Genomic DNA, 19,115 nt, shown 5'->3' with positions numbered 1-19,115 from the left:
TCTTCAGTCGGTTGATGTGAGACTTTTCCCTGATATTGTTAGAAGCAAACACGGGATCATCTCCTCAATAACTTGAATCGCTTGTTACGTCTATTCATTGCATTCCCAGTGCAATCCTGTTTATTTTCCAGCCCAGCTTGAAACCGGACCATATCCATACGCCGATTATGCCAAGGAAGACGATACTCGCCATTTCACTTCCAAAGGCTTTTTCCGCTCCTGCCGACAGGACTGCCCCGCCGAACAGTACCAGAGCGGCCTGCTTAACGGTGCTAGTCAGATCGCGAGACCAGTGCTTTGCCAGGGCCCACTGAGTTACGACAAAATTCTTCTCCACAGTCTGCCTCATTGCCGCATTGTCAAACTCCAGCTTGATAGCCCTGGAGAAATAATCCAGTCCTCTTTCTGCCGACTCCTTGCTTACACAGTATTTTCTCCCATCCGGGCCTTCGATCCATTCGTCGATGATCATGTCGTTGTAGGCCATGGCCAGATACCAGCTATAGGTCAGATTGTCCTTTTCCTCAGCCACACACCCCTCGAGAATAGGAATAGCCTGATGGTACCGGTCCATTCTGACAAGAACACTCCCTACCGCGGATCGATACATCACGATATCCGGATCTATCCTGGCAGCACGTTCGAAATTATCGAGGGCCTCTTGCCATTGTTCGACAGATTCATAGACTGTACCGAGGTCGAAGTAAAACTCCGATGGCCTTGGGTCCAAATTAATGGCCCGTCGGTACTCATACACGGCATCATCTGTTTGTCCCCAACGGAATTTGGCTTGCCCCAGCACCGCCCAGACCCATGGATTTGTTGGGAATCTTTCGGTTGCCTTGGTCGCTAACCACAGCGCACCCGGTATATCTCCTATAGCAAGCAGCCGCCAGACCTCATCGATCATTGACTTGGCATCGGATGATTCACTGACAATCGCTTCTCCTATGGTTGCTACCTCCCTGGAGCTTTGTTTGAGGCTCGCGTCGTAGGCCTCGCGTTTAGCTGGAACCAGGAGGCACTGTTCGATTTCATCGAGTTTCTCTAATCGACGTTTCGCCTCGTCGCGGTGGTGCGCATCGGGAGCGTTAGTCCGGTTGGTCCATATACGGGCTTCTCTGTTCAGGGCCTCTTTTATCTCTTCCTCATCGGCCGTGCGACCAACAGACAGTTCTTTGTAGTAATCAAACACGGTCACTCTCTATCGTATATTGGTTTTGTTTATTTCTCATGGTTTTGTTTCTTTGGTAACTCAAAGTGAAACCTTTCAACATCCCTGTTGACAGCACGAGATCGTATGTCGCGTGAGTTCGTGGATTCGAGACGCGTGACAGGGGAGCATGTTCCGCGTCATCCCAAACACTAAACTCGATTCACGGACAAGGAACCGGCGCCGGTCCACTCTGGAACATGTACTGCACTAGATAAATCAGATCGCTGATGTCGGGTCCGGCAGCATCGCCGTTGATATCAGCCTCGGTGAACAAACCATCGTAGCTGCACGGTGGTTCTGCTCCCTCCTGAAACATATAAGCGACCAGATAGACCAGATCGGAAATATCCGGACCGGATCCGTTATGATCTATATCCGATCGGATCTCACAGCATGGATAAGGACCGCTCGTGTTGAACAGGATCGAGACAATATCGTCGTCTCGGCATACAACGATCATATCTTTGTCGCCGTCACCGTCAAGATCGGCCAGGTCGGACGAGTGGGGCTCCGCACCAACATCATAATTACCCGATACTTCGAAAACACCGAAACCGTCGTTCAGCATGATGGATATCTGATCTCCACCGTTGTTGGCCAATACGAGATCATAATCACCGTCGCCGTCTATGTCGTCTGAATGTATATCCCAGGGGTGATCCGCATTTATATCGTAGTAGACGGCCTCGGCAAACGAGCCGTCGCCGTGGTTGAAGAACACGGCCATATTGTCTGAGTTTTCATTGGCTACTGCGAGATCTTTGTCATCGTCTCCGTCAAGATCATTGGCGCAAACCGATACCGGACCCGTGTTAGTGCTATAATTAATCTTTGGTGCAAAAGTTCCGTCACCGTTATTCATAAGAACGGAGATGTAGCCATTCCATTCGGCCGTTGTCACCAGATCATTATCGCCGTCCTCATCAAGATCGGAGGAGCAGATCGCATACGGATAGCTCCCTACGCTGTAGTTGACGGCAACACTGAAAACCCCGAAGCCATCGTTCAGGAAAACCGAGACATTGCTGGAATGGTAATTCGCGACGGCAAGATCGATATCATTGTCTTCGTCAAGATAGGCCGCCACAACCTCATGGGGACTATCGGCCGTAACGTAAGTAACGGCGCTTTGGAAGGTTGCGTCGCCGTTGTTGAAGAGAATGGCCAGGCTGTCCGCATCTCCGCAGGCAACCACGAGATCATTGTCGAGGTCGCCGTCAAGATCCGCCGAGCATATATTCACGGGCATACTGCCGCAAGTGTAATCCACTCTGTCTGCGAAAGTACCGTCACCGTTGTTCAGAAAAACGGAGATTAAATCGGAAAAGCAATTAGGAATAGCGAGATCATTGTCCCCGTCACCGTCAAGGTCAATCGAAACGACGTCGCGAGGGCCATCTCCGGTTACATAGTCGGCACCGGCAACAAACAGTGTGTCCTGAGCGGCTGCACCTGATATCAATATCGTGATCAGTAAAGCAGCCAGTGTTGCACATTCGTGAAGTGGTGTGAGCTTCATTCGATCCTCCTGCTGTATTTAGTCAGTGCTAAGAAATGCGATGCGATTTCTTTTTTCTTGCCCAATTATGTCGTTTGCCCATTGCAAGCGGTGTGCCGGATAAACGCATTGGTTCAAGACCATGCCTGCGATGTGTCTTAAGCGACTTGATTACATGAAGATATAATTCACACTGAGACAGAGATAAAAGGAGTGTCAAAGCGATGCGATCGCCGCCGGTTGTAAACCGGAGTTAACGGTTGACAATTGGAGTTGACAGATAAAACCGATAAAAGCCGGGGAGATGTCGCTGATCACAATCCGGCGAAACAGGCCTTGTTCCGTTTGCCTCAGCAGCTTACCGAGACGGCGATGAGGCAGACCTGTGTTTGGCATGTTATTTGATAATTAGATTCAGTTATGGAAAGGACGGAGCTACAAGAGATACGTTTATGTCGAGCACGGCCGCTTCTGCTGGTGGTCGATGATGATCAGGATATGGCCAATGACCTCAAGCTGCTTTTAGCGCAAGCATTCGATGTGATTACCTGTGGCGGCAGTTCTCTGGGAATGCGGGTGATAGAAGAAAAGCAACCTGACTGCGTTTTGCTCGACATAGATATGGAGGCCCACTTCGCAACCGATCGGCGGCGGGAGGGACTGGTTTTTCTCAGACGACTTCGTGAGCAAGTTCAATCGTCTCAACTATCCGGTATTCCGGTGATACTGATCTCGGAATCACAGGAACCCGATGCGGACCACGGCGCCGATGATTTCTTTCACAAGCCGATCGACCTGGGGCCGCTGGTGAAACGCATCAATGAACTGATAAAGTCCTGACCTGAGGCAAGAAACGTGGATTCTTCGCAAAAATACAGGTCCATAATCGGGGAATGGCAACCAATTCCTGCCTGTCATTCTTCCGGCAGCCGTTGACAATCGCGAGCAGTGCGACTATAATTGATAATGTGCTCGACATCTATAGGACAACTGCTATATGAGAATGGCTCTGACTATCGTGCTCGTGGTTCTGGCAGCTCTGGCAGTAGTTGATCTGGTTCTTGACTTCCAGCATCTGCCCGAATTCAAAATCGAATATCTGGATGCCACGGACAAGTTCCGTGATTACTCCCATGCCGATCTTGACGGCGATAGTATCTTGGAAGTAGCCAAGCTCGGGTGGAACGAGAAGAGCGTGGAAGTATTCGACGCAGATGGTTTCACCTTTCCTCACAAGTTCCATCGTACTGATGCCAACCTCATTATCTCACTCAATACCGTTGATCTGGACAACGACGGTCGTGCTGAGATCATCCTGGGAATGAAAGACACGACGGGAGATTCGGTATGGATTACCGTTGTCGACTGGGACAATCAGGTGCTGTGCAACACGGTGTCGATCAAGGGAAAGGATATAACTCCTCAGGGAGATTTTCCGGGTTGGGGTGGAATTATTGACTCAGTTATTGCAGCCGATTTGGACAACGACGGTCGCATGGAGCTGTTCGCCCAACTGAACACAGGATACGATAAGTATCCTCGGGGGCTCTATGTCTACTCCTATCCTGATGGAAACCTCAAGTGGAAATTCCTGACGGGCGGTGCTCCGGACTGGACAGCGGTTCAGGATGTCGATGGCGACGGATTGGCTGAAGTGTTCTTCGGCACCATGGCGCCGGGAAACGGAGCGGAGGCGAACGGAATCTCGGATACATGCGGGTATATTGTTTCACTGACCAACGACGGTAAACTAAGGTGGAAGCAACAAGTTACACCGTGGAGTCATCACGCCTGGATGCTGCTGCTTTCCGACAGTTTAGGCACCGCCGATATCTACACGCTTCGGGTGGTTGGGCGAGCCAATAGCGGCAGCAGTGTTCCGATCTTCGAGAAGCTGAATGCCGTGACCGGTGAGGTCGTGTCCCGCTGTTCACAGGGATTGGGCAATAGAACGAGGTTGTTGCCGCTTAAGACTTCGGCTAATTATGCTTCATTACTGGTCTCCGACACGGGGGTGATCGTAATGGATCGAGATTTAAATAAAGTGAGGGCCGTATCGCTGCCGGGTTGTCGTCTGTACGTGGCAAAGGACTTCGACGGCGACAAAATGTGTGAAATTCTGGCTGTTAAGGCGGACTCGTTGTTTATCCTGGACACTCTCCTTGAATGCAAAGCTCATTTCCGCTGTGATCAGATCCGTCGTATCGACCGCGTCTTTTCATTTAACCGATCGCTTCCATGCAAGACAGACATAGAGCCGGCTTCGCTCATCTACCTCCGCGAGTCGCATTTCTCTTCCAGTAAATACTGGTTTGTGTTGTCTCGGATTATCCCGGGAAAACTTCCCTGGAAAGAACAGATAGGGGAGGTATTGCGGGAGTCGGATTGGCCGCGAGCGTCAAACCTGGCCGCAATCTGCTTCGTTCTGGGCGGGTTGGTCTTCGTAAGCAAGCGCAGAGCGGTCGATCCCGGCGATACGATCTCAACCAATCCCGGTTTCTCGCACCTGTTGACCACCCTGACCAATTTCAATCACGGCCAGACGGCCTCAACCAACCTGAATCGCCTGGCGTTTCTGATCAAAAACATCCCGGGTGAGGAGTCAATGTTAGGGCCGTTTTCCGAGAGTTTGTCCGACGCTATGCAGACCTTTCATCAGTTCACACGTCGACAGATCGACGATGTCGTCAGCGCCGTACGCCGCTCCGGACTGACTACGATCGATAAAAAGAGTTTCGAGGAATCAGCGGCGCGCCTCGTATCCAGCGTGCTTGAGATCAATCCCCAGGATGTGAGATCCCTGTCACGCCATGCCGGACATTATAAAAAAACGCTGCCTCCCGCTGTCGAGGACGTCAGGCAACATATCAAGCAGGCACGCTTCGATGTCAAGCGGCAATTCCAAACGGATGTCGTTCTCGAAACGAGTAGAGTTTTGTCGAGCACGGCATCGGAAATGAAGGAAGAAGGGATTGTCGCTCCGAAGGTGAGTATCAGCGGCGATGCGGGCGCCAGGGCTTTTTTCGATGCAAGCGAGTATCGTACGATCGTGGAGGAGTTGTTGTCCAATGCGCGGCGGGTGTTGAAGCAGAGCGACCGGAAATCGATAGAAGTGCAGATCGAGCTTAACGAGTCCATCGTGGTACGCGTTATCGATTCGGGTCCCGGGTTGGCGTCTGGAGATTTCACGCGAGTTTTCGACAGAGGATTTTCCACCAAATCGGTCGGTGGCGGATACGGCCTGTATCACGCGGCTACTACCGTAGCCAAGTATGACGGTATTATTCGAGTCGCGGAGAGTGAACCGTTCAAGCGCACGGTATTTTTGTTGGAACTGACGCGTATTCAGCAGGCGGATTCATGAAAACGAAGCTGTTGATAGTGGACGACAACAAAGAGTTCTGTGATGATCTGGGGCTTCTGCTTGCGGATGAGTACCAATGCCATGTTAGCTATGATCCCGAAAATGCTCTCACGATACTCGACGAAAAGTCGATAGACGCCGTTCTTCTTGATGTGGATCTGGGGACTGACCGCGACGGTTTGCAGCTTTTGCAACAACTCAAGCGGCAACAACCGTATTTACCGGTCGTGATGATTACCGAAGACGAACGAGTATCAACCGTTGTACGGGCGATGCAATTGGGAGCCTCGGGTTATGTCGGGAAACGACCTGACCTCGAAAGCCTGAAGACGGCGGTTTTAACGGCCATACGGGAAGCTGAAATCACTCGGGATCGTGATTATTACCGTGAGGAAGTCGATCGCGGGTGGACGGATATTATCGGCGAAGGTCCCGCGATGAAAGCTGTCAAGGCGGATATTCTCAGGGCGTCAGAGGTGAAAGCCAACGTTCTGATTACCGGCGAAAGCGGCACCGGTAAGGAGTTGATCGCTCGGGCGATTCATCGGCACTCGGATTATGCCTCGGAGCCGTTCGTAGCTATCAACTGTGCGGCAATCCCTAAGGACCTCTTTGAAAGCGAGCTGTTCGGACATGAAAAAGGCTCGTTTACCGGGGCCGCCACGCGTCGCATAGGGCGCTTTGAACAGGCGCGCGGAGGTACGCTTTTCCTCGATGAGATCAGCGAGATCCCGGTGGGTGAACAAGCCAAGTTACTGCGGGTTCTGCAGGAGAAGCGTTTCTACCGCGTCGGTGCTACCGAGGAGTTGGAGACAAACGCCCGGATAGTGGTATCCTCTAATCGCATCCTGGAAGACGAGGTGGCAATCGGGAAGTTCCGTGAGGATTTGTATTTCAGGTTGAAGGTCTTCGAAATAGCCGTACCTCCGCTCCGGGCGAGACCCGAGGATATTCCGGATCTGGTGGCTTTTTTCGTTAATAAGAAAGCCGTCGAAATGAAGCGTCCCGTACCCACGATCGACATGCAGAGCATGGAAAACCTCAGAAACTACCAATGGCCGGGGAACGTCCGAGAGTTGGAAAACTGTATCGAGAGTGCATTGGTAAGAGATCGCGGGAACCATCTCAAGTTGCCGACCGCAGGACGACAAAATTCAATGGACATCCATTCCTATTCCAACTACGAAGAGGCCAAGCAACATTTTATCGGACAATTCCAGCGAAATTACATAAGGGCCGTGCTCAAGGATACGGATGGGAATATCACGCAAGCTGCCGTGAAAATGGGGATATCACGGCAAGGTCTGATGAAGATGATGAAGGCCTGCGGCATCCATTAGTCTCTTTTGTTTACCCTGGTAATTTACACGAAGCAGGTTAGCCCGCTCATCACGAGTTACAGCGTTGGTGCTTGCCGGGGTGAGTAGAGTTGCATAAAAAACAGTGGGACCTCGGATCATCCATTAGCCGAAACATCCCCTGAATCTTGTCGTACGATTAAACATGGTTAGCCTGTAACAAGCAGGACTATTCGGCACTAGCGATCGAGAGCAAAAAAGAAAGTGGGTTGGGTTTATGGATAATCGTAGTGTTATCAATCTCGTCACTTTGTTTTTAGTTCTGTTTGCCGCCGGTTCTGCATCGGCAACCGGTTGTTTCAGCGTGATAGTCGGAAAAGATGCCTCAGCCAACGGCTGTGTTATGGTTGGGCATACGGAAGATATTTCTCCCGCTCAACCCATCGCTATGGTCAAGATTTCCGATGAAATTCCTTATGTCGACAAAATCATATCCGAGACACTCCTATACCCACCTGCATCACAAAGAAAGCGCATGGCAACTCTTGTTTCCGGGGAAGAATTCTGTGACTGTATCCTGAACGATTTCGGGGTAACGGTTGCATCCGACCAATGTCCTTCGGTTGAGGACAAGCCTGAACTGGTTAACGGGGGAATTGGCCGGGGGCTCAGACATATCGTAACGGCTCGAGCCGTATCCGCTCGCGAGGGAGTTCACATCGCGGGGGCGGTTGTCGAAAAGGTCGGTTACAACAGTAACGGAAGGACGTATATCATTTGCGATCCCGACGAGGGATGGGTCTTCTGCCCGATCGGCGGCAAGCACTGGCTGGCTCACCGGGTTGCCGACGACGAAGTGGCCGTGGTCGCCAACTCATTTACTGTACGAGAGATTGACCTTGACGACACTTTGCAATTTTTGGCTTCGGAGGGATTGATAGAATATGCCGTCGAGAGGGGCTGGTACGATCAAGAAAACGATGGTGCGTTCGACTTTTCGAAAACTTTCGCCGATTCCGCCGTCGCCGCGGGCAGCTTCAATGTCTGTCGGCAATGGCGTGGTCTGGACCTGCTCAGCACCGATCGGATAAAAGCCGATTGGGGTAATTTGCCGTTCTCGGTAAAGCCCGGCAGAAAAATTGGGGTGTCTGATATCACAACGGTGCTGCAGGACCATTATGAGAATACCCAGTTGTATATTGTTCCTTCGGATTCCTCGAGTCCTCACACCAACCGTTTCATGACAATATGCAGCGGAATTTCTCAAATGAGCTTCGTAGCCGAATTACGAACGGACCGACCGAAAGATATCGGTTTTGTCTTCTGGTTGTGCCTGGGCCAACCCTGTACGTCGTTTTATATCCCGTTTTACTTCGGGATTGGTGAAATCCCGGAGCCTTATCTCATACCTGCCGATGATTCCACCTCAAATCTCGCAGACAGGAAGGAATCAATCCCGTCATCATTTGGAGAAAACGAGGCCTTCGCAACCTTTTCCGAGTATTGTGGGTACGTTGACTCGAACTACACAACTGCGGCTCCTCAAGCGAAGCGAGTTTTGGAGACCTATTACGACAGAATGCTGCCGGAAAAAGAAGCGGTGGAGCTACAGGCAACGAAGAGTTATCGAAGTGATTCCCTGCAAGTGAACGAAGAACTTCGAGAATTCACACTCCGGCAAATCGGACTCGCCTTTGACCTGCTTCACCGGGTGATGGCTCACTGAGTGTATCACCGCGACTTCGCGTAACGGCGGGGCTTGTCTCCGCCATAAAAAGAGGTTTTTCAACACTTCTGGCTTGAGTGGGCCACCAACGGCAGATTGTAAAGGGCCAATTTCGACTATTGACCGGTTGAATATTCCCATCTGTTCGGTTAAAACTTGTTCCAGTTTTCAGATTGAATAATGTTGCTTCCCGTCAGAAGCCCTGAGAACCACCTTTGTCGGAGGCGTCCTTGACTGAGTCCAAAGTTGACCCAAAAAACGAAAAAACATGCCTGACCGCCGAGCGGATCAGGACCGCTGAAGAGCTCTTCAACAACGGCCGGATTGAATCGGCCCGCGATAAATTCCTCGATATATTAAAAGAACAACCGAACTGCAAAGAGGCGCTCAATAACCTGGGTGTGATCGACTTCCAGGAGAGCCGCCTCGATATGGCCGCCCAATGGTTCGTGCGTTCGCTCAAGATCGACCCGTTCTACGTGATAGCGCTGCTTAACTACGCCGACCTGCTGCAGATATCCAACCATCTTCCCGAGGCAATCCAACTGCTCGAGATGGCCGTTGCGCGCCATCCCGACGACGACACGATCCGGCAGCGTCTGGCGGAATGTCGCAGTCGCCTCAACCAACCGGCTCCTTCGCCCGCCCCCACGAAACCGATCTCGCTCAAACGCCCGGCCGAGGATCCGTTGGCGGGCAAGCGCGTTCTGCATGCGCCGTTCGAGGTCGCCGGAAACATCGGTCGTATTACGACGCATTTGCGTAATCGGGGCGTCAAAGCCACCGGGGCCAACTACTACGACAACTGGCTCGACTATCAATGCGATATAAATCTCAAGGTCAACTCGCTCAAGCCGAAGCAGCGGGATGAGGTGATCGATGATTTCGCCCGTGAGGCGATCAGCCAATATGATATCTTCCACTTCCATTTTGCCCATTCGCTCAAACGCGACCTCAGCGATTTGCCGTTGCTCAAGGAAAAAGGCAAAAAAATCCTGTTCAACTTCTGGGGGAGCGACAGTCGCGGCAACGAATGGATTCTTTATCAGCAAGCCCGCTATCTCGGACATCGCCCGCCTCGACCCTACGCTCTTACTCGCGATCTCTACCGCAGCCACAAGAAGATCAATCTCTACGCCGATGTGCTTTTCGGTCTCGACAACATCCCGCGCGGCATCTGGATGCGCGGGCATGCCGATACCCAGGCCTGGCCGGTGGAGGAGCGCGACCGGATTCGCGCCCGTAATCTTTACGAGCGCAAAAAGGATGTTACCTATTTCGTTCATGCTCCCTCATCGAACTGGAAAAAGGGTTCTTCTTTGATCCTCAAGGCGCTCAAGGAATGTCAGGAAGACGGCCTTCCGATCGAGGTGATCTACGTTGCCAAAGTCCCACCGGCGCGCGCCCGAGAAATGTATGCCTATGCCGATTATGCCATTGATCAGGTGGGAGTCGGCACCTACGGCCTGTTCGGGATTGAAATGATGGCCTGGAAAATCCCGGTGCTGGTCTGGCACAACGCCATGTACGACCGGATTCGTAATAATCCACCGGTGATCCATATAACGAAGGAGAATTTCAAGCAACAAGTTGAACGTTGTATCGAGATGAAACGGACCGGCGAGATGGAGCAGCTTGGCGAGCAGGCACGGAAGTTCGTGATTGAAAACGAGGACCTTCAGATGGGCCTCGATGTCTACATGCAATGCTACCGCGACCTGCTTTCAGGCAAAGCGGTGCCGCAGTTGTTCAATCCGGCCTGGTACCGGCAGGAGCGGCAGATGGAGGAGGGCTTCAAGTCGGAGTTTTATCGTTACATGATCGAGCAAAACGTGTTCGAGGATCTCCGACTCGAGGTTCCGGACTACGACCGCGAACTTTACCTCTAGTCGCAATACGACCATGCAGCTTGACGAGATAAAGAAACATTGGGAAACGGCCGGCAAGGCAATCGGGCTCGATGATCCGATGCCGGTCACGTCGCGTGACCCGTTCATGGGGCAACTCGAACGCCGCTATATTCTTCAGCATTTGCCGTCCAACGGTCGGGTGCTTGAGATAGGCTGCGGCGATGCCCTCCATGCCCCGCTATATGCCGCTCGTTCACATGAGTATCACGGTCTCGATGTGGCCGCCAGTCTGCTGGCGTTGGCCGAGACACGACTCTCCGGGAGTGATCTCAACAACTGGACACTTCATTGCGCCTCGGTCCTCGATATAGACAAACGATTCGAGCCGGGGTCGTTTGACTGTATCATTTCTCAACGCTGTATTATCAATTTGCCGACCTGGTCCGATCAGAAAGAGGCTCTCAACAAAATCTGTAGCCTGCTCCGACCGGGAGGAAAATTCCTGTTGTCGGAGGGATTCACCGGCGAGTTGGCCAATCTCAATCAGTTGCGCAACGAGATGGGGCTGCCGCCGATCAACGTGGTGGAGTACAACCGCTTCATGGACCGGGGAGAGTTCGAGACTGAAGTCGGTTGTCAATTCAGCGTTGAGGCTTTTTGCCATTATGGGCTCTATCTTTATCTCTCCAGAGTTTTTCATCCTTTGGCGGTATTTCCGGACCAGCCGCAACATCTGTCGCCGATGAACGAGGCTGCCATGAAACTGTCTATGCAGGGGGAAGTCGATCAGTACAGCTCCCTGAGCTACAATCTTTTCTATTCTTTGAAGAAAAAGACCTGATTCCGGGATCTCATTGTCCGGGATTGTCGCTACGAGAGGTCAGGGCTGTAGAACGTATAGAGATGAGGCTTGTCTCTGCCGTGAAATGAGATTTTTCAACAACCTCTTATGTTAATACCGGCCCTGAATTCACGCAATTGAGGCGCCTTTGTCATCCGTGGGCCGGACTTGTTTTGATAGATATCCAGGCTCATCCCTTCTTCGATCAGCCCCGCTGCTTCAGAATCAGGCGAATTTTGCCGATATTTTGAAAGAGATACAAAAGGGGCAATACTGAACAATTACGGAGGGATCACCCTCGCAGCCTTTTATGATGGAAAAAGACTACAATTCCATGTCGCGGTCAGAGTTGATCGCCGAGGTTGAACGTTTATCCGCACAAGCGGCACCGCCACTGGCCGATGTAGATCAGGCTATGATGGCCAGGTGTTTCGATCTGGCGGATGTCATTCTGATTGCTATCGATCCGCACGGGGATATCTCGTTGATCAACGAAAGAGGTTGTGAGATACTGGAACTGCCTCGTGAAAAAGCAATTGGTATGAACTGGTTCAATAATTTCCTGCCCAAGGATCAAGTAGAGGCAGTCAGCGATATATTCAATAAGCTCATGTCCGGTGAAGTCGAAAGTACGGTGGAATTTGTAGAATCCCCGCTGATTTCGAGTAAGGGCAAGATCAGAACGATTTTATGGCATAACACCATTATTCATGACGAATCGGGTCGACCGATCTACTCACTCAGTTCCGGAGAAGATATTACCCGGCGTAAGGCTGCCGATAAACGCCTTCGTCAAACTTCGGATTTGCTGGAGTCCTGGATGTCGAACAGTCCCACCCTGGCTTTTGCCAAGGATCGAGACGGCCGTCTGACGTTTGTCAACGCCGCCACCGCCAAGACCTTCGGGATGGAACCGGAAGAGATGATAGGCATGACTGAATATGACCTTTTTCCGGACGATCCCGATCTGGCCGAAGAAATGCGTGCCAATGATCTTGAAGTCGTTCAATCGCGATCTCCACTCATCATCAACGAGATGATAAAGGTAGAGGAAGGATTAAAATACTATGTCTCGGTTAAATTCCCATTATTCAACGAGCATGGTGAAATCTATTCCATAGCCGGAGTGGCCACTGATGTTACTGAGTTGAATCAAGCCAAACGTTCTTTAGAAGAAGCAGAGAGTCGTTACCAGGCGGTAGTCGAAGGCTCTCTGATGGCCATCATGGTAGTTCAGGACGGCAAGTATATTTTCTGTAACCGGGCAGGCGCCATGATGCTTGGCTTCGATTCTCCCGAAGATATGATCGGCTATGAGCTGATTGAATCGATCGAACCTCAATATCACAGTTTGGTCAAAACTCGTCTGGGCAGAATATCCAACGGTCTCTCCAACGAACCGATGGAATTCGATTACATTCGTCATGATGGATTAAAAGTACGGGTAGAATCGACTTCAATGCCGATTATGATGAACCAGCGTCCGGCCATAATGATCATCGGCCGAGAGCTTCCCGCGCCGGTCGTTAAAGACCGGGTTTGAACCACCTTCAATCCCCCATAGTTTTAAGTTGAAAAGGGTCGCTTCGGCGACCTCTTTGTTGCCGGAGAATTACACCTATGTGTGGAATAGCCGGACTATATCATTTAAAGGGATTGCCGGTCCCCGCACATTGTCTCAAGCCGATGTGCGACAGTATGGCTCATCGCGGGCCGGACGGGCAGGGGTATGTCTTTTTCGATGTACGCAATCATCCGTTCAAAGATGAGGGATACTGGATCGAGCGCAACGAGGATCTTCCGGACACTTCCTCCGCCGAGCAATGGCATGCGCTGTTCAGTGAACATGGTCGATTCAATCTGGCTTTGGGACATCGCCGCCTGGCCGTGATCGACCTGACCGAGACCGGACGGCAACCGATGTCCAACCGAGCCAACGGCATCTGGGTCGTTTACAACGGTGAGATTTATAACTTCCGCGAGTTGCGCCGTGAACTGCAGGCATGCGGACATCATTTCTTCTCTCGTTCCGACACCGAAGTGATTATCCATCTCTACGAAGAATTCGGCGAGGAAGCGTTTCGTCGCCTTAACGGTATTTTTGCTTTCGCCCTCTGGGATGGTCGTCGCAACCGCCTGCTCCTCGTGCGTGATCGCTACGGTGCCAAACCGCTCTATTATACGATCAAGAACGACCTGTTGGCGTTCGCCTCCGAGGTGAAAGCCCTGCTCCAGGTCGACGGAATCAAAGCCGGTCTCAATCATGCCGCCCTGGCAGAGTATTTCACTTTCCAGAACTGTTTCGGTGCGGCAACGCTTTTTGAAAATATCAAGCTGCTCGAACCGGGACACTATCTCGTGATCGAGAATGGCCGAATCTGGGACAACGAGTATTTTGACTTTGATTTCACCGAAAGCACGGATGCCGATGAAAGCTCGCTTGTCGATCGCATGCGCGAGTTGTTGCGCGATGCCGTGCACCGCCAGCTTGTTTCCGATGTGCCGGTGGGAAGCTATCTTTCGGGCGGTCTCGATTCCGGCAGTATCACCGCTCTCGCTTCTGAAGTTATCCCCCGTATGACCACCTTTACGGGAGGTTTCGATGTCGCTACGGCTGTGAGTATCGAAAACTTCTTCGATGAACGCGAAAAGGCAGAGTTGATGTCCCGCCGGTTCGGCACCGAGCATTACCAGATGGTTATCCATGCCGGTGATCTGGAACATGCCTTGCCGCATGTTATCTATCATACCGAAGATTTGCGGGTCGGTATGTCCTATCCGCATTGGTATTTGTCGCAACTGGCGGCCAAGTTCGTCAAAGTCGTGCTGGCCGGACCGGGCGGCGATGAGACCCTGGGCGGTTATCCCTGGCGTTATCAGCATTTGTATGAATGCGAGAGCGAGCTTCAATTCCGGGCGCTGTCGTACAACTACTGGTCACGATTGATCAGGGAGTCGGAACGACTGGCTTGTTTTACGCCGCAAACGTTGCGGCGAATGAACGGCCACAGCCCGAGGGAGTCGTTCGATCGTGTCATGGATGCTTCGGGTGATCTGCCGTTCGAGCGACGAGCGTTCTATTTCGATGCCAAAACCTTCCTGCACGGCATTCTCGTGATCGAAGACAAGCTCAGCATGGCGCACTCACTCGAATCACGCGTGCCCTTCCTGGACAACCTGCTGGTCGATTTCACCACACACGTTCCGACACGGTATCTTATCAATCGAACCTGGCATGAAAAAGCGGCCGAGGATATCAATCTGTCCGGTAAGTATCTGCTCCGGAAGGCCATGAGCGATTTGCTGCCGCAGGAGATAATCGAGAATCGTAAGCAGGGATTCAGTGCGCCGGATCAATCCTGGTATATGCAGCAACTGGTGCGGTATATCAAAAGTACGATTCTGAGCGAGCAAAGTCTCGACCGCGGTTATTTCCAGCGTGAGTTTATCGAACGGATTCTGAGCGAACATATCAACGGTGAGGCGAATCATCGTCTGTTGATCTGGTCGCTGCTAAGCTTCGAATTTTGGAATCGTATTTTTATCGACGGCCTGACGCCTGATCGGCCGAGTTCCCACAAACTTAATTTGCAGCGCCGGGGTGAAGAACCGCCGGTAGCACGCAACCGCCTGAAACTTGCCACCTCTTACTCCGGGATAGAAGACGAATATGTCGTACAAGACCAGTTCCAAAACGACCCAAATGAATAAAATACCGATAACGAAACCGTCGTTCGATGCCGCTGAAGAACAAGCGGTGATAGATGTCCTCCGCAGCGGCTGGGTCGTCCAGGGACCGCGTGTAGCCGAGTTCGAAAAGTTGTTTGCCGCCTTTACCGGAGCGACACATGCCATTGCCGTTACTTCCTGTACCGCCGCTTTGCATCTTGCCCTGCTGGCGGCCGGAATTAAGCCGGGTGACGAGGTGCTGCTCCCGTCGTTGACCTATGTCGCTACGGCAAACGCTATCGAATACTGTGGAGCACGCCCGGTGCTGGTCGATGTCGATCTGCGCACTTTCACGATCGATCCGGAGCAGGTTGTGGCCACCCTGGATCAGTCTCCCAACGGACCGATCCGCTGCATGATTCCGGTATCGCTGTTCGGCCTGTGTGTCGATTACGAATCGTTACAGGCTGTTGCGGCCGGTTTTGGCTTGACCCTGGTCGAGGATGCCGCCTGTGGTTTCGGAGCCCGCCGACGGGGACATCATGCCGGGTCCGAAGCGCTCATGGGTTGTCTCAGTCTACACCCGCGCAAGGCAATTACTACCGGTGAAGGCGGTATGATCGTTACCGATGATTCCGATCTGGCGGCATCGTTGCGTTCGCTGCGCAATCACGGCGCCGCCGTGACCGATCTCCAGCGCCATCATACGGTCGGAGGCTCGCTGTTGCCGGAGCACGACCGTCTCGGTTATAACTATCGCATGACCGATCTGCAGGGAGCGATCGGCGTGGCGCAGATGCACAAAGCCGAAGGCATTATCGCGGAACGCCGCCGTCTGGCCCGCCGTTACAATGAACTCCTGGCCGAATGTGAATGTCTCACCCCGCCGTTACAGCCCGAAGGCTACGAGCATGCTTACCAATCGTACGTTTGTATGTACGGCCTGAAGCGATTGGATATCGATGACCGCGAAGGCATCGACTGGACTGTCGCCGAACAGCTCAATCGCGAGCGGAACATCCTGATGACCGAACTCGAAGAAGAGGGGATCTCGGTGCGCCAGGGTACGCACGCCGTGCATACGCTGGCCTGGTATCGCGAGCGTTATCGGTACGATGATCGTGATTTCCCGATGGCGCTGCTGGCCGACCGGCTCTCGATTACCCTACCGCTTTTTTTCGGAATGACCGAGGAAGAACAGGTGCGTGTAGTCGAGACGGTATGCGATCTATGTACCTGGTAGAGCAGGTTTATCAATAGCATATATGAACCTTCGGTGATTCGTCAACATGCCTTTAACAGGTGAGGGGGACTGATCCTACTTAACCGAGAATCGTACCGAGCTCGCCCGGCCCTGGTCATCCACGCAGGTCAGTCGGTATGATCCAGGTTGGGGTGGATAAAACAGCCGTTGTCCGGACGGAACGGTGCGATAATGTTCCCCGTTCAGAAACCAGTGCAGGCGACTCCGGCAATTCTGGACCGAAGCCTGCAGCAGGATTTGCTGATAGTCGCGCGGTATTTCCGATGCGATTTCATACGAGGCGTTGTCCTCGGGTGATACGATCACCGGAGCATCCCCCTGCAGCATCGTGCGGCATTTCGGATTGTGCTCGGGCAGGCTGGTGGCAATACCGTTGAGAGCCAGCCAGCCGGCGGTTTTAGAGGGATAAACCACCACAATCGAATCCACCAGGTCATACCCGTCGCTGCATGCGGCACAATGGCGATAGCCGGTGCTGCGGTCAACGAGAATGCGTTGATGAAGATCGCAGCGCTCGATCGGTGAAACCCCCTCGATATATAATTCTTCACGTGTTTCCGAGCAGAACGGCCCCGGCAATTTACCGCTGAGAGCGCAGACGCGTCGCATACCGACACCTTTCGGCATCGCGAACCATTCCTCGGCTTTCTGTCCGACCAGCTCGTGAAAAATCTCAATCATAAGCGGTGTGGCAATAGCCGCCCCCACGATGTCGGCCGAACCGGCGCCGTCAAAATTCCCGGCCCAGACTCCCACCGTGAAACGTGGATTGTACCCGATTGACCAGGCATCCTTGCGGCCGTACGATGTCCCGGTTTTCCAGGCCACACGCGGCATGTCGGCGGTAGATTCCCAGGCAGTCGGCAGGTCCGGCCGTTTCAGACCGCTAAGCAGATCGCTCAGAACGTAACAGACCTGCTCCGATAAAAGCTGACGGCCTGTGTCGGAGGGCATCGCACCGATCGTATCGGAGACGGGTCGATAATACCCGGAAGAGGCAACCGTGGCGTAAAGGTTGGTCAAGTCGAGCAGTTGCACCTCGCATGCTCCCAGCACGAGCGGGAGGCCGTATTCCTCGGGTTTGCGATCGATCGTCGTCAAGCCTCCGGAGCGAAGCATGTCGTAGAAATTCTTAAGCCCGATCCTGGAGGTCAGGTTGACGGCCGGCACGTTGTACGAATTGACCAGCGCATCGCGCACCGTTACCAGGCCGTGGAACTGTTCGTCGTAATTGTCCGGTTGATAGCCGCTGTAGTTAACCGGGATATCCTCGATCTGCTGGCTCGGTGAAATAAGTCCCTGTTCGAGTCCGAGCGCATAAACGAACGGCTTAAGCGCCGAACCGGGAGAGCGTTTCGCCAATGCGCCGTTAATTTGCCCGGAATGAGGTTCATCGGTGAAATCAGCCGAACCGACCATCGCGAGCAGATCATGGCGACGGTTATCCAGCACCACTACGGCCAGGTTGTTGATATCGAGCGGCGCCAGACGAGCATGATGCCGCCCGACAAGCTGCTCGCACATGGTCTGGATGTCGTGGTTCAAAGTGGAGCGTACGGTCGAATGCGAACGGTATTTCTGTGAAACCCACTGGCTGTAATGAGGAGCGCTCGCAGGCGGGGTTACGCGCTCTTGCGGCAATGTTTCCTCAAGTGCTGAGGCGTACAGGTCGTCGTCAATCACTCCCTCCGCATGTAGTGTTTCGAGAACCCGATCACGACGATTACGACAAAGCTCCCGATCGCGATCGGGGCGGAATCGGGTCGGCGAAGCTGGAATGGCAGTAAGAATCGCCGCTTCCGACCAGGAGAGTCGACTCGGTTCTTTCTCGAAATAGAAATAAGTTGCGGCGCCGACTCCCTCGATATTCCCGCCGTACGGAGCGAGATTGAAATACAGCTCCAGCAGTTCATCCTTGGAATAATGCAACTCCAATTGCAAGGCGCGGAGAATCTCAATCGCTTTGGAGGCGTAAGTGCGCTCCTTGGGTTCGATCATCCGGGCGATCTGCATGGTGATGGTCGATCCGCCTCGTTTGATATGCCCCGCACGGAGGTTGTCGACCGCCGCCTGCGCCAAAGCTACCGGATTCACACCGGGATGGTAGTAGAACCAGCGATCTTCCATACAAAGGACTGCCTCTATCAAACGGGGAGAGATTTCCTTCAGAGGCACCGGTCGACGCCAGAACCTGTCGGATGAGGTAAAACAGGACAGCATCCGACCCTCGCGACTGTACACGAAGGTAGCAGCCGGACGATGGAGCTTTTCAACCGGCAGCGGAAACACCCAAAGGTCGAGCACGATCGACAGGAGCAGGAACGCTCCCGTCGACCAGAGCAGCCTTCTGTATTTCATGACCAGCGGTTTCAATCGCATCTCTCCAGGG

Annotated in this window: 12 protein-coding genes; 9 read left to right on the top strand and 3 right to left on the bottom strand. The window is 52.8% G+C overall.

Annotated features, from left to right (window positions below; genetic code table 11):
- Positions 1 to 94 precede the first annotated feature (94 nt).
- Together PLF13_03245 and PLF13_03240 are read right to left on the bottom strand one after the other, a co-directional pair.
- Complete coding sequence (locus PLF13_03245) at positions 95 to 1,201, bottom strand: tetratricopeptide repeat protein (protein ID HOP06287.1); 1,107 nt, start codon at positions 1,199 to 1,201, stop codon at positions 95 to 97.
- A 175-nt stretch (positions 1,202 to 1,376) separates the two neighbouring features.
- On the bottom strand, positions 1,377 to 2,735 hold the full coding sequence (locus tag PLF13_03240; protein ID HOP06286.1) for a VCBS repeat-containing protein: 1,359 nt from the start codon (positions 2,733 to 2,735) through the stop codon (positions 1,377 to 1,379).
- A gap of 399 nt (positions 2,736 to 3,134) precedes the next feature.
- On the opposite strand from PLF13_03240, the gene PLF13_03235 reads away from it, so the two are divergent.
- The 9 genes from PLF13_03235 to PLF13_03195 all read left to right on the top strand — a co-directional run bounded on the left by PLF13_03235 (position 3,135) and on the right by PLF13_03195 (position 16,705).
- On the top strand, positions 3,135 to 3,554 hold the full coding sequence (locus tag PLF13_03235) for a response regulator (GenBank protein ID HOP06285.1): 420 nt from the start codon (positions 3,135 to 3,137) through the stop codon (positions 3,552 to 3,554).
- A 157-nt stretch (positions 3,555 to 3,711) separates the two neighbouring features.
- Positions 3,712 to 6,078 (top strand): ATP-binding protein, encoded by a 2,367-nt coding sequence (locus PLF13_03230; GenBank protein HOP06284.1) that lies wholly within the window; start codon positions 3,712 to 3,714, stop codon positions 6,076 to 6,078.
- On the top strand, positions 6,075 to 7,418 hold the full coding sequence (locus PLF13_03225; protein ID HOP06283.1) for a sigma-54 dependent transcriptional regulator: 1,344 nt from the start codon (positions 6,075 to 6,077) through the stop codon (positions 7,416 to 7,418). Before PLF13_03230 ends, PLF13_03225 begins: the two co-directional genes overlap by 4 nt.
- A gap of 235 nt (positions 7,419 to 7,653) precedes the next feature.
- Entirely contained in the window at positions 7,654 to 9,102 is a 1,449-nt protein-coding gene (locus tag PLF13_03220; GenBank protein ID HOP06282.1) for a C69 family dipeptidase, read from the top strand.
- A 230-nt stretch (positions 9,103 to 9,332) separates the two neighbouring features.
- Positions 9,333 to 10,991: a tetratricopeptide repeat protein gene (locus PLF13_03215; protein ID HOP06281.1), complete on the top strand. Its 1,659-nt coding sequence runs from the start codon at positions 9,333 to 9,335 to the stop codon at positions 10,989 to 10,991.
- Positions 10,992 to 11,004: 13 nt separating this feature from the next.
- Positions 11,005 to 11,793 carry a class I SAM-dependent methyltransferase gene (locus tag PLF13_03210; GenBank protein HOP06280.1) on the top strand — a complete coding sequence of 263 codons (789 nt, stop codon included), beginning with the start codon at positions 11,005 to 11,007 and terminating at the stop codon, positions 11,791 to 11,793.
- 310 nt (positions 11,794 to 12,103) lie between these two features.
- Entirely contained in the window at positions 12,104 to 13,336 is a 1,233-nt protein-coding gene (locus tag PLF13_03205) for a PAS domain-containing protein (protein ID HOP06279.1), read from the top strand.
- Positions 13,337 to 13,413: 77 nt separating this feature from the next.
- Positions 13,414 to 15,504 (top strand): asparagine synthase (glutamine-hydrolyzing), encoded by a 2,091-nt coding sequence (asnB, locus tag PLF13_03200; GenBank protein HOP06278.1) that lies wholly within the window; start codon positions 13,414 to 13,416, stop codon positions 15,502 to 15,504.
- Positions 15,464 to 16,705, top strand: coding sequence for a DegT/DnrJ/EryC1/StrS aminotransferase family protein (locus PLF13_03195; protein HOP06277.1), 1,242 nt, complete (start codon positions 15,464 to 15,466; stop codon positions 16,703 to 16,705). The genes asnB and PLF13_03195 overlap by 41 nt, the downstream gene beginning before the upstream one ends.
- A 75-nt stretch (positions 16,706 to 16,780) precedes the next feature.
- Here the strand turns inward: PLF13_03195 and pbpC are convergent, their stop codons facing one another.
- Positions 16,781 to 19,084 (bottom strand): penicillin-binding protein 1C, encoded by a 2,304-nt coding sequence (pbpC, locus tag PLF13_03190; GenBank protein ID HOP06276.1) that lies wholly within the window; start codon positions 19,082 to 19,084, stop codon positions 16,781 to 16,783.
- Positions 19,085 to 19,115 lie beyond the last annotated feature (31 nt).

Source organism: Candidatus Zixiibacteriota bacterium, assembly GCA_035380245.1.
Classification (GTDB): domain Bacteria; phylum Zixibacteria; class MSB-5A5; order GN15; family FEB-12; genus DAOSXA01.
Note: the sequence above shows the minus strand (reverse complement) of the source record. Positions and strands in the feature narration are given on the sequence as shown.